This is a genomic window from Streptomyces sp. NBC_00091, from assembly GCF_026343185.1.
Classification (GTDB): Bacteria; Actinomycetota; Actinomycetes; order Streptomycetales; family Streptomycetaceae; genus Streptomyces.
This window is the reverse complement of the sequence record NZ_JAPEMA010000002.1, coordinates 465,510-487,813: the sequence shown is the minus strand read 5'-3', so window position 1 is coordinate 487,813 and position 22,304 is coordinate 465,510. Positions and strand designations below refer to the sequence as shown.

General features: G+C 74.4%; 23 protein-coding genes. 16 read left to right on the top strand and 7 right to left on the bottom strand.

Translation table 11 applies throughout. From position 1 onward, the window contains the following. The first annotated feature begins 34 nt into the window (after positions 1–34). Both OOK34_RS29945 and OOK34_RS29940 read left to right on the top strand, forming a co-directional pair. Positions 35–610: a TetR/AcrR family transcriptional regulator gene (locus tag OOK34_RS29945; protein WP_267037290.1), complete on the top strand. Its 576-nt coding sequence runs from the start codon at positions 35–37 to the stop codon at positions 608–610. Between the two features lie 47 nt (positions 611–657). After that, positions 658–2,181 (top strand): MFS transporter, encoded by a 1,524-nt coding sequence (locus OOK34_RS29940; RefSeq protein WP_267037289.1) that lies wholly within the window; start codon positions 658–660, stop codon positions 2,179–2,181. A 30-nt stretch (positions 2,182–2,211) separates the two neighbouring features. Here OOK34_RS29940 and OOK34_RS29935 read toward each other — a convergent pair whose 3' ends face one another. Then, positions 2,212–3,591: a helix-turn-helix domain-containing protein gene (locus OOK34_RS29935; protein ID WP_267037288.1), complete on the bottom strand. Its 1,380-nt coding sequence runs from the start codon at positions 3,589–3,591 to the stop codon at positions 2,212–2,214. A 174-nt stretch (positions 3,592–3,765) separates the two neighbouring features. Between OOK34_RS29935 and OOK34_RS29930 the strand changes: the two genes are divergently transcribed. Beyond that, complete coding sequence (locus OOK34_RS29930; RefSeq protein ID WP_267037287.1) at positions 3,766–5,112, top strand: M64 family metallopeptidase; 1,347 nt, start codon at positions 3,766–3,768, stop codon at positions 5,110–5,112. Positions 5,113–5,137: 25 nt separating this feature from the next. Here the strand turns inward: OOK34_RS29930 and OOK34_RS29925 are convergent, their stop codons facing one another. Next, positions 5,138–6,826, bottom strand: a complete 1,689-nt coding sequence (locus OOK34_RS29925) for a carboxylesterase/lipase family protein (RefSeq protein WP_267037286.1) — start codon at positions 6,824–6,826, stop codon at positions 5,138–5,140. A gap of 242 nt (positions 6,827–7,068) precedes the next feature. Between OOK34_RS29925 and OOK34_RS29920 the strand changes: the two genes are divergently transcribed. Then, positions 7,069–8,133, top strand: coding sequence for a hypothetical protein (locus OOK34_RS29920; protein ID WP_267037285.1), 1,065 nt, complete (start codon positions 7,069–7,071; stop codon positions 8,131–8,133). A gap of 51 nt (positions 8,134–8,184) precedes the next feature. Here the strand turns inward: OOK34_RS29920 and OOK34_RS29915 are convergent, their stop codons facing one another. The 3 genes from OOK34_RS29915 to OOK34_RS29905 all read right to left on the bottom strand — a co-directional run bounded on the left by OOK34_RS29915 (position 8,185) and on the right by OOK34_RS29905 (position 10,744). Further along, positions 8,185–9,213: a PHP domain-containing protein gene (locus OOK34_RS29915; protein WP_267037284.1), complete on the bottom strand. Its 1,029-nt coding sequence runs from the start codon at positions 9,211–9,213 to the stop codon at positions 8,185–8,187. A gap of 112 nt (positions 9,214–9,325) precedes the next feature. After that, a complete protein-coding gene (locus tag OOK34_RS29910; RefSeq protein WP_267037555.1) occupies positions 9,326–10,087 on the bottom strand; it encodes a VOC family protein in 762 nt (253 codons plus the stop codon). 105 nt (positions 10,088–10,192) lie between these two features. After that, positions 10,193–10,744 (bottom strand): HPP family protein, encoded by a 552-nt coding sequence (locus OOK34_RS29905; protein ID WP_267037283.1) that lies wholly within the window; start codon positions 10,742–10,744, stop codon positions 10,193–10,195. A 272-nt stretch (positions 10,745–11,016) separates the two neighbouring features. Here OOK34_RS29905 and OOK34_RS29900 point away from each other — a divergent pair, with 272 nt between their 5' ends. The 4 genes from OOK34_RS29900 to OOK34_RS29885 all read left to right on the top strand — a co-directional run bounded on the left by OOK34_RS29900 (position 11,017) and on the right by OOK34_RS29885 (position 14,691). After that, the gene (locus OOK34_RS29900) at positions 11,017–11,532 is read left to right on the top strand and encodes a hypothetical protein (protein WP_267037282.1); all 516 of its coding nucleotides are present in this window, start codon (positions 11,017–11,019) and stop codon (positions 11,530–11,532) included. Positions 11,533–11,628: 96 nt separating this feature from the next. Further along, the gene (locus tag OOK34_RS29895) at positions 11,629–12,594 is read left to right on the top strand and encodes an isopenicillin N synthase family oxygenase (protein ID WP_267037281.1); all 966 of its coding nucleotides are present in this window, start codon (positions 11,629–11,631) and stop codon (positions 12,592–12,594) included. 56 nt (positions 12,595–12,650) lie between these two features. Then, a complete protein-coding gene (locus tag OOK34_RS29890) occupies positions 12,651–13,184 on the top strand; it encodes a GNAT family N-acetyltransferase (RefSeq protein ID WP_267037280.1) in 534 nt (177 codons plus the stop codon). A gap of 145 nt (positions 13,185–13,329) precedes the next feature. Beyond that, positions 13,330–14,691 carry an FAD-dependent oxidoreductase gene (locus tag OOK34_RS29885; RefSeq protein ID WP_267037279.1) on the top strand — a complete coding sequence of 454 codons (1,362 nt, stop codon included), beginning with the start codon at positions 13,330–13,332 and terminating at the stop codon, positions 14,689–14,691. A 78-nt stretch (positions 14,692–14,769) separates the two neighbouring features. Here the strand turns inward: OOK34_RS29885 and OOK34_RS29880 are convergent, their stop codons facing one another. After that, positions 14,770–15,228: a hypothetical protein gene (locus OOK34_RS29880; RefSeq protein WP_267037278.1), complete on the bottom strand. Its 459-nt coding sequence runs from the start codon at positions 15,226–15,228 to the stop codon at positions 14,770–14,772. Positions 15,229–15,449: 221 nt separating this feature from the next. Between OOK34_RS29880 and OOK34_RS29875 the strand changes: the two genes are divergently transcribed. The 8 genes from OOK34_RS29875 (at position 15,450) to OOK34_RS29840 (ending at position 21,711) form a co-directional block, all read left to right on the top strand. Then, complete coding sequence (locus OOK34_RS29875) at positions 15,450–16,112, top strand: NADPH-dependent F420 reductase (RefSeq protein ID WP_267037277.1); 663 nt, start codon at positions 15,450–15,452, stop codon at positions 16,110–16,112. A gap of 141 nt (positions 16,113–16,253) precedes the next feature. Continuing rightward, positions 16,254–16,457 (top strand): cold-shock protein, encoded by a 204-nt coding sequence (locus OOK34_RS29870; protein WP_007268031.1) that lies wholly within the window; start codon positions 16,254–16,256, stop codon positions 16,455–16,457. A gap of 156 nt (positions 16,458–16,613) precedes the next feature. Next, positions 16,614–18,053 (top strand): VWA domain-containing protein, encoded by a 1,440-nt coding sequence (locus tag OOK34_RS29865; RefSeq protein WP_267037276.1) that lies wholly within the window; start codon positions 16,614–16,616, stop codon positions 18,051–18,053. 372 nt (positions 18,054–18,425) lie between these two features. Beyond that, the gene (locus OOK34_RS29860; protein WP_267037554.1) at positions 18,426–18,917 is read left to right on the top strand and encodes a hypothetical protein; all 492 of its coding nucleotides are present in this window, start codon (positions 18,426–18,428) and stop codon (positions 18,915–18,917) included. Beyond that, positions 18,914–19,285: a peptidase inhibitor family I36 protein gene (locus OOK34_RS29855; RefSeq protein WP_267037275.1), complete on the top strand. Its 372-nt coding sequence runs from the start codon at positions 18,914–18,916 to the stop codon at positions 19,283–19,285. Before OOK34_RS29860 ends, OOK34_RS29855 begins: the two co-directional genes overlap by 4 nt. Before the next feature lie 82 nt (positions 19,286–19,367). After that, the gene (locus tag OOK34_RS29850) at positions 19,368–19,970 is read left to right on the top strand and encodes a HutD family protein (RefSeq protein ID WP_267037274.1); all 603 of its coding nucleotides are present in this window, start codon (positions 19,368–19,370) and stop codon (positions 19,968–19,970) included. Between the two features lie 89 nt (positions 19,971–20,059). Continuing rightward, a complete protein-coding gene (locus OOK34_RS29845; protein ID WP_267037273.1) occupies positions 20,060–20,821 on the top strand; it encodes a carbonic anhydrase in 762 nt (253 codons plus the stop codon). Between the two features lie 17 nt (positions 20,822–20,838). Next, positions 20,839–21,711, top strand: a complete 873-nt coding sequence (locus OOK34_RS29840) for an RNA polymerase sigma-70 factor (protein WP_267037553.1) — start codon at positions 20,839–20,841, stop codon at positions 21,709–21,711. A 13-nt stretch (positions 21,712–21,724) separates the two neighbouring features. Here OOK34_RS29840 and OOK34_RS29835 read toward each other — a convergent pair whose 3' ends face one another. Further along, a complete protein-coding gene (locus OOK34_RS29835) occupies positions 21,725–22,303 on the bottom strand; it encodes a YdeI family protein (protein ID WP_267037272.1) in 579 nt (192 codons plus the stop codon). Position 22,304 lies beyond the last annotated feature (1 nt).

Sequence of the window (22,304 nt, the reverse complement as noted above, 5' to 3'; positions counted from 1 at the left end):
TCTGTATCATGCGAGGCGAAGGAGGCTCATCATCGTGCACGAAGAAGAACTGCTCGACGCCGCGGCACGCGTCCTCGCGGGCGACCACAGCGCCTCGATGGTGCAGATCGCCGCGGGCATCGGCACCAGCCGGGCCACCCTGAGCCGCCGCTACGCCACCCGCGAGGCACTGCTCAAGGCGGTGGCCGTCCGGGCCATCCACGTGGTCGACGGCTGCCTGGCCCCCGCCGACCTCCCCGAGGCCACCGCCGACGCCGCGGCCTTCGACGCCGCGCTGGAGCAGCTGGTCGTCGCCCTGCTCCCCGCCGCCCACCTGTACGGGTTCACCTCGCGCGACGCCACCGTCCTCGCCGACCCCGACTTCAAGGCCGGGCTCGAGCGCCAGGACCGCCGGGCCCTGCGCTTCCTCGCCCTCGGCCAGCGGCTGGGACGGCTGCGCGCCGACCTGCCGCCGTACTGGATCTGGTACTCGCTCTGGGGCCTGCTCGACGCCGCCGCCGAGGGCGTACGCGACGGCCACCTGGCCCCCCGCCACATCGGACACCTCGTCCTGACGTCCTTCCTCGGGGGAGCGCGGCCCCCCTGGCCCGCCCCGGAACCCGAAGCCTGACCCGCCGCCCCGGGCGGCCCCCCGCGCCCCACCCCGAACGGAACCCCATGCACACCCCCACGCTGGACCCGCGTCGCTGGACCGTCCTGGCGATCCTCTCCGGCAGCCTCCTGCTCATCTCGATGGACACCACGATCCTCAACGTGGCCTTCCCCTCGCTCGTCGCCGACCTCCAGCCCGGCGCCGTACAGCAGCTGTGGATCATCGACGTCTACGCCCTCGCCCTGTCCGGGCTGCTGGTCACCGCCGGCGCCCTCGGCGACCGCTGGGGCCGCAAGCGGCTGCTCATGGCGGGCTTCGGCATCTTCTCCGCCGCCTCGCTGATCGCCGTGCTCTCCACAGAGGCCTGGCACGTCATCGCGGCCCGCGCCCTCCTCGGCGTCGGCGGCGCGGCCATCATGCCGTCCACCCTGTCGATCCTGCGCAGCGTCTTCACCGACGCGAAGGAGCGCGCCTTCGCCCTCGCCGTCTGGGCCGCGGTGTTCGGCGGCGGCATGGCCTTCGGCCCGGTCGTCGGCGGCCTCCTCGTCCAGGACCACGGCTGGCACTCCGCCTTCCTCCTCAACCTCCCCGTCGCCGCCCTGATCGTCGCCGCGGGCCTGCGCTACCTGCCCGAATCGCGGGCCCCGCGCAGCACCGGCCGCTGGGACTGGTGGGGCGTCGGCCAGTCCATCGTCGGCATGCTCGCCCTCGCCGGCGGCATCAAGCAGCTCGGCAAGAGCGGCATCACCGACCCGCTGCCCTGGGCCCTGCTCGCCGTCGCCGCCCTCGCGCTCACCGTCTTCGTCCGCCGCCAGCTGCGCCTGGACAACCCGCTGCTCCAGGTACGGCTGTTCGCCAAGCCCGCCTTCAGCGTCGCGGCCACCGCGATCTTCCTGCCGATGGTGGGCATGGGCGCGATCCTCTTCCTCGTCACCCAGTGGTTCCAGTACGGCCAGGGCTACACCCCGCTCGAGGCCGGGCTGCGCCTGCTGCCCGCCCCGCTGGCGCTGATCTGCGCCTCGATGGTGGCGCCGACGCTGATGCACCGCTACCCGATCCGGCACGTGCTGGGCGCCGGGCTCGTGGTCCTGGCCGCCGGCATGGCGATGCCCTGGACCGTCCAGCAGTTCACCGAACTCGGCTACCCGGCCTTCGCGGCGGGGCTGACCGTCATGGGACTGGGCGCCGGCATCGCCACCACGGTGGCCTCCGTCACCCTGGTCTCCGCCGCGCCGGCCGACCAGGTCTCCAGCGCGGCCGCCATCGAGGAGACCTGCTACGAACTGGGCTCCGCCATGGGCGTCGCCATCCTCGGCAGCACCGCCGCCGCCCTCTACCGGGGCAACCTGCCGGTGCTCGACCTGGACGGCCCGGCCGCGAGCGCCGTACGGGACTCCGTGGGCGAGGCGGCGCACACCGCCGAGCGGCTCGGCGGCACCGTCGGACAGGCCCTCCTGGACACGGCCTCGCAGGCCTTCACCCTGGCGATCACCCCGGCCTTCCTGATGGCCGGAGCCCTGGCCGTCGCCGCCGCGGCCACGACCTGGGCACTGATCCCGCGCGACCTCCAGCCCACCGAGAACCACTGACCCGCCCGCACCGCTCCCGGCCCCGCCCCCTCAGCGCGGCGCCGGGAGCGGTGTCGTGTACGCCGCCATCCGCCCCGCCATCTGCGCCGGAGCGGCCGGAGCCGGGCCCAGGGTGGTGGTACCCGGCGCCGCGCGGTGCCCGAGTCCGGTGCGGTAGGCGTCCATCGCCGCCTCCGTACGCCCCGACCGGCGCAGCAGGTCGCCCAGCAGCCGGCACAGGTCCGCGAGGTCCCCGCCCGCACCGCTGCGCTCCAGCAGGGCCAGCGCCCGTACGTAGTGCTCCTCGGCCGCCTCCGTCTCCCCGCGCTCCTGCGCGATCAGCCCCAGCAGCCGGTGCGCGCCGCCCGCGTGCACGGCCCCCGGGCCGGCGCCCTCCTCCAGCAGCCCCGAGACCAGCTCGGCGGCCTCCTCGTACCGGCCCAGGCGGCGCAGCACATCGGCCAGCTCCACCTCCACCTGCGCGGTGTACAGCGCGGCCCGCCGCGCCGCCAGCATCTCCCGGGCGATCCGCAGCTCCCGCTCCGCCGCCGCCAGATCCCCGTGCTGCGCCTGGACGTAGCCGCGCATCCAGTGGCAGTGCGCCAGGTCGGTGCGCAGCCGCAGCTGCCGGTAGACCGCCTGGGCCTTGGCCAGCGAGGCGTCGGCATCGGCCACCCGGCCCTCGGTGAGGAAGGTCCGCGCGACCTGCCGGTGCATCCCCGCCACCAGCGCCGGGTCCCCGACCTGCGGAGCCAGCGCCAGCGCCAGCTCCGCCGCGTGGGCCGCGCGGGCGTGGGCGCCCATGTCGATGTACGGGCCGATGACCGCCGAGTAGAGCAGCACCAGCGCCTCCGGGTCCCCGAGCCCGCCCGAGTTGAGGGCGTCGATCGCCGACTCCAGCAGGTAGCAGGCGTACCGCAGCTCCCCGGCCAGCAGGTGCGCGACGGCGCGGCCCCGGATCGGCCGGGCCCGGCGGGGCAGCGGTTCGTCGGCCAGCAGGACCTCCGCCGCCTCGAAGTGGGCGGCGGCCTCGGTCAGTTCCCCGGCCTCCAGCGCGCAGTCGCCGAGCCCGAGCAGCGCCTCGGCCCGCTCGTCGGCCAGGCCCAGCCGCCCGGCCTCGGCCAGCAGCCGGCGGAAGTGGACCGCGGCCTCCTGCGCGCAGCCGGTGGCCAGGGTGCGCTGGGCGTCGGTCAGGGCGAGCCGCAGTTCGGTGGCGAGGCGGGCCGGACGCCCCGTGGCCAGCTCCTCGTAGGAGGTGCCGAGCCGCTCCGCGAGGAAGCGCAGGGCCGTCTCCGAGGGCCGCACCTTGCCCGCCTCCAGCGTGGAAACGTACGCCGGTGTGTACGCGGGCTCAGCCAACTGGCGCTGGGTCATGCCGCGTTCGGCGCGCAGCCGCTGAACCCGGCGGCCGATTTCGGCCGGTTCGTCCATGAACTCCCCCTGTTGTACGCGTGCCCGTCTCAACTGCCCAGTATCGAGGGGGAGTCGGCCATTGCGCACGCCCCGAGCGCCGCCTAGTTTAAGCAGCTGGTTCAGCGGACTTAATTCCTTGCTTAACTCCCCGCTCAACTCCCCGCTCAACTCCCTTCCCCCACGGAGGACTTCATGAGGCGAACCGTCCGTCCGGCCCTGCGCACGGCGCTCGCGGCAGTCTGCGCGAGCGCCGCGCTGCTGGCCGCCGCCACCGCGCCCGTGGCAGCCGCCGACCCGCCCCGGCGGTCCGGCGTGGAGGTCGAGATACCCGGGCCGGAACACGGCGGCGACGCCGGATCCGGCCACATCCGGGTACCCGCCGCCGGACGGGCGAAGGCCGCGCCCCGCCTCTCCGAGGCCGCGCGCGCCGCCGACGGCCAGGTCACCAAGATGGTCGACAACGGCCCCACCGCGGACCGGCTGGACGTGGTCGTCGTCGGCGACGGCTACACCGCCGACCAGCTGGAGCGCTTCCACGCCGACGCCCGGGCCAAATGGGACGAGGTCACGGCCGTCGAGCCGTACACCACCTACCGCGACCTCTTCAACGTCTGGACCGTGGACGCCGTCTCCGCCCAGTCCGGGGTCTCCGGCGACCCGGGCCCGGACACCGTCCGCGACACCGCGCTCGGCTCGTACTTCTGGTGCGAGTCCATCGAGCGGCTGCTATGCGTGGACCAGCCCAAGGTGGACTCCTACGTGGCCAAGGCGCCCGCCGCGGACCTGGTCCTCGTCCTGGCCAACAGCGACAAGTACGGCGGCGCCGGCTACAACGAGCCCAGCGCCACCCTCGGTTACGAGGGCATCTCCACCGCCTCCGCGGGCCACCCCAAGTCCGGGCAGGTCGCCATCCACGAGACCGGCCACTCCCTCGGCAAGCTCGCCGACGAGTACTTCTACCCGGGCGTCCCCGACTACGAGAAGTACACCGGCCCCGAGCCCGCGGACCCCAACACCTCCACCCTGGACGCCGGCCGGATGGCCGGACAGCAGGCCAAGTGGTACCGCTGGCTCGGCGAGACCTCACCCGACGGCGGGACCGTCGGCGCGTACGAGGGCGGCGGCTACTACGTCACCGGCCTCTACCGGCCCACCGACAACTCCCTCATGCGCGTCCTCGGCAAACCCTTCAACCTCCCCGGCGTCGAGGCGATGATCGCCGGCTTCCACCGGCACGCCCGCCTGGTCACCCCGCTCACCCCGGCCGACCGCACCCTGCGGCTGCGGCACACCGCCAAGGTGGCCGTCCCCAGCCTGTACGCGCCGGACGGGCGCCGGCCGGAGGTCCGCTGGTACCTCGACGGCCGCGAGCTCAAGCGGTTCGCGGGCCGCACCGAGGTCGCCGTGGCCGAACTGTGGCTGCTCGACCTGCGCACCCACAAGCTGTCGGTGACCGCCCAGGACCGCACCGCCTCGGTCCGAGACCCCGCGATCGCCCGCGCCCTGACCTCCACCGCCACCTGGGACGTCCGCCTCTGAGCGGGCCCCTTCCCCGCCGCCCCGCTCACACCGGGGCGGCGTACCGCGCCGTGCCCGCGCCGGCCGCCGGCAGGGCGTCCCACAGCGCGCAGTGGTGCGCGGCCGCCGCGTCGAGCGGCGCGATCCCCCCGGCCCCCGGCGCCAGGCTGAGCACCGAGGGGGCGGGCGGCGGCCCGAAGGCGGGCCAGTCGGGAGCCCCCGGCCCGTTCGGCGAACCGCTGCGGGCGAAACGCGTCCAGTAGCCGGTCATCCGCTCGGACAGCGCGCGCTGGGGCGCCGTCAGCGGGACCGTCGTGAACAGATACGACAGGTCGAATCCGTGCGCCGCCCCGAACGGGAAGCCGGCCGGCTCCGGCAGCCCGGTGAAGTTCGGCGCCCCGGTGTCGCTGAACAGATAGCCGTACGTCGGCACGTGCCGGGCCAGCGCACGGCTGTCCCGCAGCGTGGGACAGGTGAACGAGGCATCGGAGAGCAGCGCGGCCCAGGCCAGCGCGGGCGTCGCGAACGCGGACACCGGATACGCCGCCTCCACGGTGGGCGCCGCCGCGCCGAAGGAGGCCCGCAGCCGCTCGCGGTAGCCCTCCGCGGTGCCCACCGGATACGCCGCCAGGGTCTGCGAGAGGAACAGCCGCATCTCGTCGAGGGTGCTGCCCTGCATCACCGGCACCCGGTGGAAGCGCCCGGACTCCAGCGCCCGGCGCGGCTCGACGGGCAGCAGGGCGTTGCCGTACGCGACCCCTGAGAAGCGCTCCATCAGCTCGGCCGTCACCAGCCGGCCCGCGTCCAGGCCGCGCAGACAGCCGAGCACCGTGCCCGCCGGCCGGCCGCCGCAGCCGAGGGCGGCCGCCGCCGCCACGCCGGCCGACACCGTGCGCTCCTGCGGCACGAAGGGCTCGTAGGTCCCGAGCGTCGGCAGCAGGGAGTACGGCGGCATCGTGGTCGAGCAGGAGCCGCTCTGCACGATCGCCCGCGCGAAGAGGCCCGCCGAGCCGGGGGACACCAGGTGCGCGCAGACGCTGAGCCCGCCCGCCGACGCCCCGAAGACGGTGACCCGCCCCGGATCACCGCCGAAGCCGGCCGCGTTCGCCCGCACCCAGCGCAGCGCCGCCTGCTGGTCGGCGAGCCCGAAGTCGGGGGCGCCGCCCAGCTCCGGGTGGCCGAAGAAACCGAAGACGCCGAGCCGGTAGTTGACCGTGACGACCACCGCGTCGCCCCGCACCGCCATCGGCTCCGGCCGGTAGGTGTCACCCGAGCCGAAGCGGAAGCCGCCGCCGTGGAACCACACCATCACCGGCCGCGCCCGCCCCGGGCCCGCCGGGGCGGTGACGTTCAGGAACAGGCAGTCCTCCGAGCCCTCCCGCCCGCCCGGCCCGATCGCCGGCAGCTGCGCGCACCGGGCCCCCGGCGCCCCGGCGTCGAGCACGCCCGCGCGGCGGGGCGCGGCGCGCGGCAGCCGCCAGCGCAGCGGACCGGTCGGCGCGGCGGCGTACGGGATTCCCTCGAACGTGTCGTACGTACCGTGCGCGCGGCCCCGTACGGGCCCCTCGGCGGTCCCGACGACGGGCCGCTCCGGGCTCCCGGCCGACGCCACCGCGGCGCGCGGGCCCGACCCGGCGGTGCAGAGCAGCACCAGTACGGGCAGCAGCGCGCCCAGCACCCTGCGGTGGAGGCGCCCGCCGCGGGCGGGGCCTGGGGATCTCCTGGGGTCCGGCACGGCTGACGCCTTCCTGGACGGGTCGACCCGGTCACTGTGCCGGGCCCGGTCCACACCGGCCCGCCTTGGCGGCGGCGTGTCCGGTGCGGCGTCCCGGACACGCCGGGGGAGCCCCCGTTTGCCCGCCCCGAATGGCGCAGTGCGGGCCCGTGCCGCTGAATGTAACAAAGCGTGCGATTCCCATGACGCACGATGACCGGCGCGCGATGTGTAGACCCGCGCGTCGGCGAACGGAGCTTTCCATGAATGACCCCAGCACCCTCGCGGCGACGGAACACGGCGACCGCGACGGGCTCCCCGCCGCCCCGGACCCCACCGACGGACCCCTTCGACCCACGCCCCCCGCCGCCCCGGCCCCGCCGGACCGCGAGCCGCACCCCGAACCGCTCCGCACCCTGCTGGAGACGGCGGCCACCTGCCGCCCCGTCGAAGAGGTCACCGCACTGGTGAGCCTGCTCAAGGAGACGGGCGGGCTCGCCGGCACGGGCCACGACGCGCTCCGGGCGGCGGCCGTCACCCGGCCCGTCGACGACGTCCGCCACATGGTCGCCCTGCTGGGCGAGCACCCGCACGAGGAGGCCGAGGCCGACATCACCCTGCGGGCGGCGGCCGTCGGTCGGCCCATCGAGGACGTGGCCCTGCTGGCCAGCATCCTGGGCCCCGACGGCGCCCCCCGGACCGACCGGCCCCCCGCGCGGACCGCCCTGCCGCCGCCGCAGGACGCGCCCGCCGCCACGCCCGAGGAAGCCGGGCCCGAGCACGCCGCGCCCGAGGGCCTCGCGCCCGTCGGTGTCGCGCCCTTCGCCCCCTGGCCCGCCGCCGCTCCGGCGCCCGTCGCCGCCGCGGCGGCCGCGCCGGTGGTGGCCGCCCCGCTGCCGGCCCCGGCCGCCCCCGCGCGCGCCCGGGCCCACCCCGGGGGCGCGCTGCGCCACGTACTGCGCTGGCCCACCGCCGCCGCGCTGCTGCTCTGCGGAGTCCTGCACCTGCCCGGCGACCTGGCGCAGCCCCCGGCTCCCGACGGGCTCGCGCCGCTCGCCGTGTCCCTGCTCTGCCTGGCCCTCGGCGCCCTGCTCGCGGTACGGGACACCCCGGCGGTCTGGCGGTCGGCGGCGGTGGCCGCGCTCGCCGTGGTCACCCTGCACATCGTGGGCGGGGTGGTGCTGTTCGACCCGCTCGACGGCACGCTCGGCGGCCCGTACGCCTGGTCCGGGGTCACGGTGGTGCTCTGCGCCGGAGCCGGCGCGGTACTGGCCGGCCTGGCCCTGAAGTACCGCCTGCCCAGCGCCCCTACGGGAGGCGGGGCCTGACCCCCGCCCCGGACGGGGGCCCCGGCCGCTCACTGCGCGGCCGGGGCCCCCTCATGCCCGGTCACGGGTCCAGGCGAGGAGCCGGTCCGCCGGCCAGGTGTTGACCACCCGCCCGGCCGGAACCCCGCACTCCGCGGCCCGAGCGCAGCCCAGGACCTGCCAGTCCAGCTGGCCCGGCGCGTGCGCGTCGGTGTCGACGGCGAAGAAGGTCCCCGCCGCGACGGCGAGGCGCAGCAGCCGCCGGGGCGGGTCCAGCCGCTCGGGGCGGCTGTTGATCTCCACGGCGGTGCCGGACTCCGCGCACGCCGCGAAGACGGCCCCGGCGTCGAAGGCCGACTCGGGGCGGGTCCGGCCGGTCACCAGCCGCCCCGTGCAGTGCCCGAGGACGTCCATCAGGGGGTTGCGCACGGCCGTGAGCAGGCGCCGCGTCATGGCGGGGGACTCCATCCGCAGCTTCGAGTGCACGGAGCCCACCACCAGGTCGAGCCGCTCCAGCAGCTCCGGTTCCTGGTCGAGGGAGCCGTCGGCGAGGATGTCGCACTCGATGCCGGTGAGCAGCCGGAAGGGGGCCCAGCGCTCGTTCAGCTCCGCCACCACCAGCAGCTGTTCGCGCAGCCGCTCCGGCGACAGGCCCCGGGCGACCTTCAGGCTCGGCGAATGGTCCGTCAGCACCGCCCACTCGTGCCCCAGGGCGGCGGCCGCCCGTCCCATGGCCTCGATCGGGCTCCCGCCGTCCGACCAGTCCGAGTGCAGGTGGCAGTCCCCGCGCAGGGCGGCGCGCAGCGCGGTGGCGGCGGGCGTGGGCGGCGGGCCCTCGGGCAGGGCCGCGGCCTCGTCCTCCAGGGCGCTCAGGTAGGCGGGGATCTCGCCGCCCAGCGCCTCGCGCACCACCTGGGCGGTCTTGGGCCCGAGGCCCTTCACCGCCTCCAGGGAGCCGGCCGCGGCCCGCTCGGCGGTCTCCCGCCCGCCCAGGCGCGTCACGGCCGCCGCCGCCGTACGGAAGGCCCGCACCCGGTACGTCGGGGCCTGCGCGCGCTCCAGCAGGAAGGCGATCCGGTCCAGCGCGGCCACCGGGTCCATGGCGCACCTCCTCCAGGACTAGGGGGTGTCCGGCGGATCAGGGTCGGATAGGCCGGACACCCCCTAAGTCTCCCCACGCGCCAGGAGACCGGCGACCGCACCTCGGCACACCTCAGCCCGCGTCGGCCCCCGGGCCGGGCGGGGTGACCCGCTCCGTGAGGGTGAACAGCGCGCCGTCCGGGTCGCGGAGCATGATCGAGCGCTCGGTGCCGTCCGAGGTGATCACCGAGACGGTGCGCCCGCCGAGGTCGACGGCCGCCTCGACGGCCGGCTCCAGTTCCGGGACGCGGAAGTGCACGTGCCAGCGGGGCCGGGTGTGCGGGGTGTAGGCGCCCTGCTCCACGGGGCCGCTGTCCAGCCGGGCCACCGGCTCCCCGCCCTGGCGCAGCACGACCTGCTCCTCCTCGTACGAGACCTCGCAGCAGCCCGCCCGGCCCGTGGCCCACTCCAGCACCTCGCCGTAGAAGAGCGCGGCGTCGAAGGCGTTCCTGGTCCGCAGCTCCAGCCAGGCCGGCGCCGGTCCCACGCCCACGCGCCAGCCCGAGGAGACGGGCCCCTGCCAGATCCCGAAGACCGCGCCGTCCACGTCGGCGACCAGCGCCGCCCGCCCGCCCCCGGGGAAGGAGACCGGGCCCACCGCCACCGTGCCGCTGCGCTCGCGGATCCGGGCCGCCGCGACGTCGACGTCGTCGACGGCGAAGTACGGGGTCCAGGCCACCGCCACGGCCAGGTCGGTGGCCAGCGCCCCGATGCCGGCCACCGGTACCCCGTCCAGCACGGCCATGGAGAAGGCCGAGCCGAGCCGGGCGCGGCGGAAGGTCCAGCCCACGACCGCCCCGTAGAAGCGCTGGGACGCCTCCAGGTCACGGGCCATCAGACTCACCCAGCAGGGGGCCCCGAAGACGTCCTTCGTCGAAATTTCCACAGCACAAGGAGTAGCGCCCGGGCCCCCTCGCCGCCGTGCAGGCGCGCCCGCAGGTCACCACCAGTAGGCGGGGTACCTCGGCGCGGTGCGGCGGATGCGCGACCCGGCGTACCCGGTGAGGACGAGGAGCACGGTCGAGCCGAACAGCAGCGGGACGAACCGGGCGGGCGCCGGGGTCTGGAGCACGGTCACCACGGCGGTGGCCACGGCCGGGGAGTGCGGGGTGCGGGCGAGGGTCAGCAGGGCCAGGGTCAGCCCGGCCGCCAGGGCCGCCGCCCAGGCACTGCTGCCCGCCACGGCCAGGACCGCGTAGCCGGCCGCCGCGCCCAGCAGGTGACCGATGACGACCCCGCGCGGCTGGGCCAGGGGCAGGGTGGGCGCGCTGTGCACCAGCGCCGCGCTCGCGGCCAGCGGGGGGATCAGCACCGGCTCGTGGATCATCGCGCCGATCGCGACGAGGCCCAGCAGCACGGTGGTCGCGGCGCTGACGCTGTGGAGGGCGGCGGCCGCGCTGGGCCGGGCCGGGGCCCGGGGCGTGATCAGGCGCCGGCGCGGGGAGGGGACAGGGGCGGGGGCGGCGGGAGCGGTGGTGGTGCTGGGGTGCATACGGGGCAGGTTTCCGGTACGGGCGGGGCAGCGCCGGGTGGGCAGGAGCGGCCGCGCCGGGACGGTGGTCGACCGCCGGGGGCCTCGCGCCCGATCCGGGTGGGACCGGTGCAATCCGGACGATCCTATCGCTCGCACGTACGAGGAGACTCGCGGGGGTACGGCCGGAGGGAGTGCAAAGAGGGGGGTGCAAAGAGCGGATCGGCCCCGAAGGGCCCGCCGCGATCGTGTATGACTGCGAGGGCACGCGCTCAAGGCAGGGAAGGACCAGCATGACGACGCACCCCCACCTCGCCGGGCTCCACACGGACCTCGACGCGGTGATCGCCGAAGCCCCCGCCGACGCGACCGGGGCCCTGTGGCGGCTGACCGGGCCCGGGCGCGGCCTGGACTCCAACCTGATCCGGCTGCGCCCCGGCGCGGCCATCGCGGAGCACGCCGAGCCCGCCCTCGACGTGCTGCTCGTGGTGGTGGAGGGCGGCGGGCGGATCGACACCGAGGACGGCCCGCACCGGCTGCGCCCGCACACGGCCTGCTGGCTCGCGCGAGGCGCCCGGCGCTCGCTGACCGCCGGCCCGCAGGGGCTGACGTACCTGACCGTCCACACCCGGCGCCCCGGCCTCGGCATCGCCGGCGCCGGCGCCGGCGTCGGGCAGCCGTCCGGCTCAGCCGAGGGCGGCGAGACGGCCTGCCTGCTGCACCGGGTCTGCCCCGACTGCGGCCGGCTCGCCACCGATCCCGGCGCCCGCTACTGCTCCCGCTGCGGCACCGGCCTCGAAGGCCCCTGAGCCCCCCGCCCCAGCCGTCCAGCCCCGCCCAGCCCCGCCCGTCCGGCCCCGCACGCCCGGTACCGGAAGCCAGGTCACCCCGGAAGGCAGGTCCCCATGGTCAGTTCCCAGGTCCCCGTCATCGACCTCGGGCCGTGGCGCTCGGGCGAGCCCGCCGCGCGCTCCCGGATCGCCGCCCAGGTCGACGAGGCCCTCCAGGCGGCCGGCTTCCTGCTGGTCACCGGGCACGGGGTGGACCCCGCCCTGCCCGCCCGGATCCGGGAGGCCGCGCGCGCCTTCTTCAGGCTGCCGCCCGGGGCGAAGGAGCTGTACGCCGTCAGCGTCGGCGGACGCGGCTGGCTCGGCCCCGGTGCGGAGGCCAACAGCTACGCGGAGGGGACGGCCTCGCCACCCGACCTGAAGGAGTCCTGGTCCTGCGCGGCCGAGGACCCGACGGGAGTGCCCTCGGTGGACGCCGAGTGGTTCCGGCCGAACGCCTGGCCCGCCGAGGTGCCCCGGCTGCGCCCGCTGGTGGCCGAGTACCTGACCGCGATGCGGGCCCTCTCCGACGAACTGCTCGAGCTGCTGGCGGTGGCGCTGGCCCTGCCCCAGGACCACTTCACCCGGCACACCGGCCACCCCACCTGGGGGTTCAACGTCAACTGGTACCCGGGCACCGAGGTGGTCGGAGAGCCCCTGCCCGGTCAGTTCCGCATCGGAGCGCACACCGACTTCGGGACGGTGACCGTCCTGGACCGGGAGCGGGGCGCGGGCGGTCTCCAGATCCACACCGACGCCGAGGGCTGGCAGGACGCCCTCTGGGACCCGGCCGCGCTCACCGTCAACATCGGCGACCTGCTGGCCCGCTGGACCGGGGACCGCTGGCGGGCGGGCCGCCACCGGGTGCTGCCGCCGCCCGCCCACGCCCCGGCCGAGGAACTGATCTCGCTGGTCTACTTCTACGAGTGCGACGCGCACACCCGCGTCGAGTCCCTGCCCGCCCCGGTCGGCCGGGTGGCGCACGAGCCGGTGGACTCGCACGTGTACCTGAGGGCGAAGCTCGACGCGATCACGGTCCCCTGACGGGAGCCGGGCGGCCCCGATTACCCCTGGTCGGCCGCGTTCGGCAGGATGTGCGCATGACCGAGATCCGCACCCCCCGCCTCCTCCTCCGCCGCTGGACCGACGACGACCTCGTCCCCCTCTCGGAGATCAACGCAGACCCGGACGTGATGCGCTGGATCGGCGACGGTTCCGTACTCGACCTGGACCGGACCGCCGAGGCCATCGAGCACTGGGAGGAGGAGTGGGACGACGAGGGCTTCGGCGTGTTCGCCGTCGAACTGCTCGCCTCCGGCGAGCTGATCGGCGCCGTGGGGCTGACCGTGGACGAGGACCTGCCCGAGACCCGTCACGACGTACAGATCAGCTGGCGCCTGGGCCGGTCCTTCTGGGGACAGGGCTACGCCTCCGAAGCGGCCCAGGCCACCTTGGAGTTCGCCCTCCAGGACCGGGGCCTGGACCGGGTCGTCGCCGTCAACCGGGCGGGCAACGAGGAGTCCGAGAACGTGATCCGCAAGCTCGGCATGGAGGAGTACGCGAACACCAGTGACCCGGAGAGCGGAGCCCGCCTCACCCTCCACAGCATCGACCTCACCGAGTACGAGGCCTGAGCGGCCCCGTCAGCCCAAAGTCAGGCTTTGGTAAGCCATAAGATCCGATTATGGGGTCATAACCCGGGGGCGGGTGCCGGGTTAGGGTGGCCTTAGTTTAGGGTTTCCTTGATCAGTCAGATTGTCGGTCGAAGGGAACCCATTCATGCCTCGCTCTCTGCGGGTAGCAATCGTCGGTGCCGGCCCCGCCGGTATCTACGCGGCCGACGCGCTGCTGAAGTCCGAGGCAGCGGCCGCCCCCGGCGTGTCCATCGACATCTTCGAGCGGATGCCGGCGCCCTTCGGCCTGATCCGCTACGGGGTCGCCCCCGACCACCCCCGCATCAAGGGCATCATCACCGCCCTGCACCAGGTGCTCGACAAGCCGCAGGTCCGCCTCTTCGGCAACGTCGACTACCCGAACGACATCGCGCTCGACGAGCTGCACGCCTTCTACGACGCCGTCATCTTCTCCACGGGCGCCACCGCGGACCGGGCGCTCGGCGTCCCGGGCGTCGAGCTCGACGGCTCCTACGGCGCCGCCGACTTCGTCTCCTGGTACGACGGCCACCCCGACGTACCGCGCACCTGGCCGCTGGAGGCCGAGAAGGTCGCCGTCCTCGGCGTCGGCAACGTCGCCCTCGACGTCGCCCGCATCCTCGCCAAGACGGCCGACGAGCTGCTGCCGACCGAGATCCCGGCGAACGTCTACGACGGCCTCAAGGCGAACAAGGCCCTCGAGGTGCACGTCTTCGGCCGCCGCGGTCCGGCCCAGGCCAAGTTCAGCCCGATGGAGCTGCGCGAGCTCGACCACTCGCCCAACATCGAGGTCATCGTCAACCCCGAGGACATCGACTACGACGAGGGCTCGATCACGACCCGCCGCTCCAACAAGCAGGCGGACATGGTCGCCAAGACCCTGGAGAACTGGGCGATCCGCGACATCGGCGACCGCCCGCACAAGCTGTTCCTGCACTTCTTCGAGTCCCCGACCGAGGTGCTCGGCGAGGACGGCAAGGTCGTCGGCCTGCGCACCGAGCGCACCGAGCTCGACGGCACGGGCAACGTCAAGGGCACCGGCCAGTTCACCGACTGGGACGTCCAGTCCGTCTACCGGGCCGTCGGCTACCTCTCCGACGAACTGCCCAAGCTCCCCTGGGACGTGGAGTCCGGCACGGTGCCCGACGAGGGCGGCCGCGTCATGGAGTCCGGCGAGCACCTGGCGTCCACGTACGTGACCGGCTGGATCCGGCGCGGCCCGATCGGCCTGATCGGCCACACCAAGGGCGACGCGAACGAGACGGTCGCCAACCTGCTCGCCGACCACGCCGAAGGGCGTCTGCTCACCCCCGCCACCCCCGAGCCGGAGGCGGTCGAGGCCTTCCTCGCCGAGCGGCAGGTCCGCTACACCACCTGGGAAGGCTGGTACAAGCTGGACGCCGCCGAGAAGGCGCTCGGCGAGCCGCAGGGCCGCGAGCGCGTGAAGATCGTGGAGCGCGAGGGGATGCTCGACGCGAGCGGCGCGTAAGCGACGAGGGCGAGTGGGGCCCGCCGGCGGCGGGCCCCACTCGCGCGTCCGGGCCGGAGCCGGCCCGGACCGGCCGGATCAGTCCGTGATGGAAGTGATCTTCTTCGTCCGCAGATCGGCCTGCACGCGGACCTGGGTCGTTTCGTTGCCGCCCCAGGTCAGGGTGACCGTGGCGTTGGTCTTGCCCGTCCCGCTGCCGGTGGAGGTCACCTTCCACTGGAGCGGCACGTTCTGGGCGCGCAGCACCCCGTTGGCGTGGTTGGTCTCCTCCCACCGCTCCAGCTCCTGCTGGAGGGTCTCGGAGAGGTAGAAGGAGCGCAGCCGGTCGGCCGTCGCCCCGTCACCGTCGTACACGGCGTCGATGTACGAGCCGTAGAAGTCGGCGATCCGGGTGAAGGCCCCCTCCGGGCTGCCGGAGACGGACTCCGGCGCCGCGGCGGTCGCGGAGGCGCCGGCGAGGGCGAAGGAGAGGGCGGCCGCCCCGGCGGTGGCCGCGAGGGCGATGGATCCGGCGCGCTTGGTCGGGAGCTTGAGCATCGATCGGTACCTTTCGCCGTGCTGTGTGTGAGCCGGTACGGTCCCCGGCCCTGCCCCCGATGACGGGTACCGCGCACCAACGGGTTCTCCCCTTGGGGTAATTGGCCTGATTTCGCCCGTACGGGCGAAACGCGGAAATGCCGTGCGCCGGATCGGAATGCGGCGGCCCGCCCGGCGGTTGCGCCAGAGGCACATCCGACTCCGTACGCACGGGAGAGCTCATGAAGATCGGCATCATCGGCGCCGGCAACATCGGCGGCAACCTCACCCGCCGGCTCACCTCGCTGGGGCACCAGGTCCGCGTCGCGAACTCCCGCGGCCCCCAGACCCTCACCGCCCTCGCCGAGGAGACCGGCGCCACCGCCGTCACCGTCGCCGAGGCCGCCCGCGGCGCCGAGATCGTCGTGGTCACCATCCCCTTCAAGAACATCCCCGACCTGCCCGCCGGACTCTTCGACGGGGCCGCCGAGGGCTTCGTCGTCATCGACACCGGCAACTACTACCCCCGCGAGCGCGACGGCCGGATCCCCGCGGTCGAGGACGAGGGCCTGACCGAGAGCCGCTGGACCGAACGCCACCTGGGGCGCCCCGTGGTCAAGGCCTTCAACGGCACCTACGCGGCCGACATCGTCGACCGCCCCCGCCCGGCCGGGCACCCCGACCGCATCGCCCTGCCCGTCGCCGGCGACCACGAGGCGGCCAAGAAGACCGTCCGTGCCCTCATCGACGAGCTCGGCTTCGACACCGTCGACGCGGGCGGCCTCGACGAATCCTGGCGCCAGCAGCCCGCCACCCCCGTCTACGGGCTGCGCGGCGGCATCGATGCCGTCACCGGGGCCCTGGCGGAGGCCTCTCCCGTCCGCCCCGAGGAGTTCCGCGGCTGATCCGTACGGCCGATCGACGTAACACTCCGCATCACCCCCGTGGCACTGTGCTACGGTGCTGATCAGTTGCAGGTGTGGCATCACGGCGACGCCGGGGTCCGCACAGTGCGGCCCCGGGTACAGCCCCGAAGGAGAATCCATATGGCGTCCGGCACCGTGAAGTGGTTCAACGCGGAAAAGGGCTTCGGCTTCATCGAGCAGGATGGCGGCGGCGCGGACGTGTTCGCCCACTACTCGAACATCGCCACCCAGGGCTACCGCGAGCTCCAGGAGGGCCAGAAGGTGAACTTCGACGTCACCCAGGGCCAGAAGGGCCCGCAGGCGGAGAACATCGTGCCCGCCTGAACCACTGAGCGACCCCGGGGCCCGCACCGAAAGGTGCGGGCCCCGGGCGTGTGTCCGGCAGCGCGCCGGGCACTTCCCGCCGCCGCACGGCGCCCCGTCGGACCCCGTGATCCCGTTCGCCCGCGTGGAGCGGCTCCGCCGGGCAGACTGTCGGTCGTGACGACTTTGAGCAAAGGCGCCAACCTGGCGGTCGCGGCCGCCTCCGTCCGAGCCGTGCTCGGCTGGTCCGCCGGGCCGGGAGTGCCGGACGTGGACGCGTCCGCACTGCTCCTGGCCGGCAGCGGACGGGTCCGCTCCGACGGGGACTTCGTCTTCTACAACCAGCCGCGCCACGCCTCGGGCGCGGTACGCCACCTCGGCAAGCAGCCCGGCACGGACACCCTCGACGTCGACCTGGCCGCCCTGGAAGGGGACGTCGAGCGGGTCGTGCTCTGCGCCTCCGCCGACGGCGGCACCTTCGGCCGGGTCCCCGGTCTGCACCTGCGGCTGCTCGACGCGGTGTCCGGGGCCGAACTGGTCCGCTTCGACATGGAGGCCGGGCCGGAGACCGCCTTCGTGAGCGGCGAGCTCTACCGGCGGGGCGGCGCGTGGAAGTTCCGGGCCGTCGGCCAGGGGTACGCGAGCGGGCTCGCCGGACTGGCGACGGACTACGGCATCACCGTCGACGACGCCCCGCCGCCCGCGCCCGCCCCGGCGCCCCTTCCCGCCCCTGCCCCCGCACCCGTCCGGACCTCTGCCCCCGCTCCCCGCCGGGAGCCGGCGCCCGCGCCGCCGCCCGTCCTCACGCCCGCGCCCGCGCCGGCCGCCGCCTCCGGTGAGGCCGTCGTGCGGCTGGTCAAGGGTGAGGAGTGGCTTCCCGAGGACATGCGGGGGCGCCTGTCGCTGCGTAAGAAACAGGTCGCCGTCAGCCTGAGCAAGGCCGGCGCCCAGGGGGTCACCGCCCGCGTGGTCCTCGTCCTCGACGCCTCCGGGTCGATGAGCACGCTCTACGCGCGCGGGACGGTGGCGAACGTGGTGGAGCGGATGGCGGCCGTCGCCGCGCAGCTCGACGACGACGGCGAGATGCAGGCCTGGACCTTCGCCACCAACCCCGCCCGGCTGCCGGACCTCGCCATAGGCGACCTCCCCGAGTGGCTGCGGCTGCACGTGCGCATCGGCCAGATGAGCCTCTTCGGCCGCAAGAAGGCCCCCAGGGGCCTGCTCCCCGGCCAGGTCGACATGCGGCAGGTCGGCTTCCAGAACGAGGAGCAGAAGGTCATCGCCGAGGTGCGGGCCTTCGTACGCTCCCACCCGGTGCCCGCCCCGACCCTGGTGCTGTTCTTCTCCGACGGCGGGGTGTACCGCAACGACGAGATCGAGCGGGAGCTGCGGGAGGCCGTCGAGGAGCCGGTGTTCTGGCAGTTCGTCGGCCTCGGCCGGGCCGGCTTCGGTGTGCTGGAGCGCTTCGACATCATGCCCGGGCGCCGGGTCGACAACGTCGGCTTCTTCGCCGTCGACGACATCGACCAGGTCTCGGACCCCGACCTGTACGACCGGCTCCTGTCGGAGTTCCCCTCCTGGCTGCGGGCGGCCCGGCAGGCCGGGATCCTGCGCTGAACCACCCGCCGCCCGGCCGGTACGGGCCGGGCGTGCGGCAACGTTTCACCGGGTGAAACCCGCACCCAGTCGGGTGAGTCGGAGCCCCCTTCCCTGTCGGGCCGGGGGCTCCGGCGGCTAGACACCATGGTTGTGATCAAGGAACTGGCCGGGGCCCGGACGCGCCGGCGCTTAGGTCGTCTCTTTCGGATCTTGCCGGTTAAGCCCGCGTCGTCCGGTGCCGTGCATCGCCGTGCTGCCGGGGCGCCCGTGTACTGGACGTACTCGGGTGCCGCGGCAGTGCGGCGAGGTGCGGTGCCGGGCGGCGCGGGTCAGGCAAGATCCGAAAGAGACGGCCTAGGCCGATACGGGCGGCTGCTCGCGGGCTGCGCCCTGGCCTGCTCGGTCCTGACGGCCTGCGCCGGAGCCCGGGGGCCCGCTCCCGCCCCCGACGAGCTGATCAAGGCCGCCACGCAGCGGCTCACCGACGCCTGCCTGACCCGCCAGGGCCTCGTCCCTCCCCGCGGCGGGCCGGACCGGCCGCAGGTCATCGACGACCGGCGGGTCAGCGCCGCGCTCTTCGGCGCGGGTCCCGCCGAACTGTCGCTCACCCTGCCCACCGGCTACGTCGTACGCGCCCACACCGACGGCTGCCTGGCCGCTGCCCAGCACCGGCTCTACGGGGACCAGCCCCGCTGGTTCCGCGCCTCCGTCGTCGTCAACAACCTCCGGCCCGAAGCCGCGCACACCCGCCGCGACATCGCCGAGGTCCGGGCCCGCCACCGGGCCGAGATCGCCGACTGGCAGCGGCTGCGCGCCCACGCCCTCACCGAAGCCACCACCGTGCTCGACACTCCACCACCGAAGGGAAACCCACCCGCATGAAGCGCTTCACCACCCTCCTCGCGGCCGCCCTGATCTCCACCGGCGCCATCCTGGCCACTTCGGCCGCCGCCGAGGCGGCGGACTGCCGCAGCGGCTACTTCTGCGTCTGGACGCACGCCAACTTCGACGGCATGAAGATCGAGCACAGCGGCGACGACCACTGGTGGGAGGGGGACATGTTCAAGGAGGACTCCTCCTGGGCCAACCACGGCGTCTCCGGCCCCGGCGTGAAGGACCACGTCAAGGTGTACGAGGGCCGCCAGCTGATGGGCCGGGTCACCCTCTGCCTGGCCCCCGGCCAGGAGGTCGGCTTCAACGGGGGCGCGAACGACCAGGGCGGCTCCCACACCTGGACCTCCGGCTGCTGAGAGCGCCCCGATAGGCTCGGCCCCTGCCGCCCGGGTCCGTACCGCCCACGGGGCGGTATGGACCCGAGGGAAGGAAGCCCCCATGCCCGGCCCCGCCGAGATCGGGATCCTGCGCGCCGCCGACCGTACGGCGGAGCCCTGGAAGAACGGCGGCGGGGTCACCCGCGAGATCGCGGCCCACCCGCCGGACGCGGGCACCGCCGACTTCGCCTGGCGGGTCAGCCTCGCCGAGGTGGACGCCGACGGGCCCTTCTCCCGGTTCCCCGGTGTCGACCGGATCCTCACCCTGGCCGAGGGCGCGGGCATGGACCTCACGGTCGCGGGCGCACACCGGCTCGTCGACGAGCGCTACGCGCCCCAGCACTTCCCCGGGGACCGGGCGACCGACTGCCGGCTGCTGGGCGGCCCCGTCGTGAACTTCAACGTGATGTACCGCAGGGAGCGGGTCCGGGCCCGGACCGCCGTCGTACGGGGCGAACTCGCCCTCGCCGCCCTGCCGGAGGAGACCCTGCTGGTCGTCGCCCTGGACGGACCGGCGACCCTCCACCTCCCCGGAGCCCCGGGCGCCCCCGTCGAACTCGGCCCGTACGACGCCGCTTTGCTGCCGGAGCTCCTGACCTGTGTGATCTGTACCGAGGGACGGCTGGCCGTCGTGGGAATGCACACCATCGGAGGGCTGGATTGAGCCGCCCACGGGCGAATTCCGGCCAATAGCCGATAGATTCATTGGTCAAGAAAAGGTAAAGCTGAATATCGTCGCGCATGCTTTCGAACATGCGCACGTCGAACATTTCTCCCCAGAACACCCTTGTGGAAGAGGTGAGTTCCCCCAGCCGGCGCACCCTGCTGCGCACCGCCGTGGCCGGTACGGCGGCCGCCGGATCCGTCCTCGCCCTCGGCTCCGCCTTCCCCGCCTCCGCCGCCCCGCCCGGGCCCGCGACCGGCTCCCGCCCCCAGACCCCCGAGCAGGCCCTGCGCGAGCTGGCGGCCGGCAACCGCCGCTGGCGCACCTACCGCCAGGAGCACCCCCACGAGTCCCCGTCGACCAGGCTGCGCCTCGCGAAGGGGCAGAGCCCCTTCGCGATCGTCCTCGGCTGCGTGGACTCCCGGGTCCCGCCGGAGCTCGTCTTCGACCAGGGCCTCGGCGACCTGCTGACGGTCCGCTCGGCGGGCGAGGTGCTGGACGAGGCGGTGCTCGGCAGCGTCGCCTACGGGGTCCTGGAACTCGCGATCCCGCTGGTGCTGGTCCTCGGCCACCAGGCCTGCGGAGCGGTCGGCGCGGCCGTCCACGCCGACGAGACCGGCGAGCGGCTCCCCGCGCACATCCAGTACCTGGCCGACCAGATACGCCCGGCGATCGACCGGAGCCAGCACGGCGAGGCCCGGATCAACGCCACCATCGACGCCCACGCCCGGCGCACCCGCGACCGGCTCGCCGCCGAACCCGACCTGGCCCGGGCCATCTCCGCCGGGAAGCTGGCCGTGGCGGCTGCCCGCTACGAACTTCACGACCAGCGGGTACGTACGTTCAACTAGGGCAGAATCGAACGGTGATCACGACCGAACCCGAGACAACGGATCCCTTCGACGAACACCGAGGGCTCCTCTTCGCCACCGCCTACCGCATGCTGGGGACCGTCAGCGACGCCGAGGACATCGTCCAGGACGCCTGGCTGGCCTGGAACAAGGCCGACCGGTCGGAGGTCCGCCACCCCAAGGCGTACCTCGTCCGCACGGTCACCAACCTGTCCCTGAACCGGCTCACCTCCGCCCAGGCCACCCGGGAGGAGTACGTCGGCCCCTGGCTGCCGGAGCCGCTGCTCACCGAACCCGACGTGGCGCAGGAGCGGGAGCTGGCCGAGAGCGTCTCCACGGCCATGCTGGTCGTCCTGGAGAGCCTCAGCCCCGTGGAACGGGCCGTGTTCGTCCTGCGCGAGGTCTTCGGCTACTCCCACGCCGAGATCGCCGGCTTCCTGGACCGCCCGGAGCCGGCCGTCCGGCAGATCTCGCACCGGGCCCGCAAGCACGTGGCCGAGCGGCGCCACCGCTACGACTCCGACACCACGGAGCGCGAGCGGATCACGCAGCGGTTCCTGAGCGCCTGCGCCGGGGGCGACCTGAACACCGTCCTGGAGCTGCTCGCCCCCGACGTCACCGCCTGGTCCGACGGCGGCGGCAAGGTCACCGCCGGCCGCCGGCCGCTGTACGGCGCGGACCACGTGGGCCGCTTCCTGATCGGCGTGATGTCCAAGCCCAGCATGGCCGGGATCGCCGTCACCGCGGCGGTCATCAACGGGGAGCTGGGCGTCCTCGCCCTGGTGGACGGGGAGCCGATCGGTTCGCTCACCTACGACCTGGAGGACGGGCTGATGCGCAACATCCGCATCCAGGTCAACCCCGACAAACTGGCGGGCCTGCGCCGCTGACCCGGCCACAGCACTAGGCAGGGCCCTCGACGCGCGACAGCGCCTCGAGGGCCCTGCCGAGGCGGGCCCGCCGGGTCTCGGGGGTGAGCGCCTGGAGCAGTGGCAGCACCAGCTGGTAGCGCCCGGTCCGGTCGAGGGCCTCGAACGCCGTCCGGGCGCGGGGGTCCGCCTCCAGGGCCGCCGCCAGGTCGGGCGGGACCGTCGCCGTGCGCTGGGACTCGTACGCCGCCGCCCACCGCCCGTCGGCCCGCGCCCGGCGGACCTCCGCCAGCCCCGGTTCGCGCATCCGCCCGGCGGCCGTGAGCGCCGCGACCTTCTCGACGTTCACCTGCGACCACAGGCTCCGGGCGCGGCGCGGCACGTACTTCTGGAGGTAGTACCGCTCGTCGCATGACCGCCGCTGGCCGGAGATCCAGCCGTAGCACAGCCCGATGTCCACCAGCTCGTCGTCGGTGACCGTCGGGATGCCGGACTTCTTCTTGGCCACTTTGACCCACAGGCCCTCGGCGCGCGCGTGGTGCCGCGCCAGCCAGCTCTCGAAGGTCTCGGCATCCGCGAAGGCGATGACCTCCACGCCGTTGATCTCGTTCATG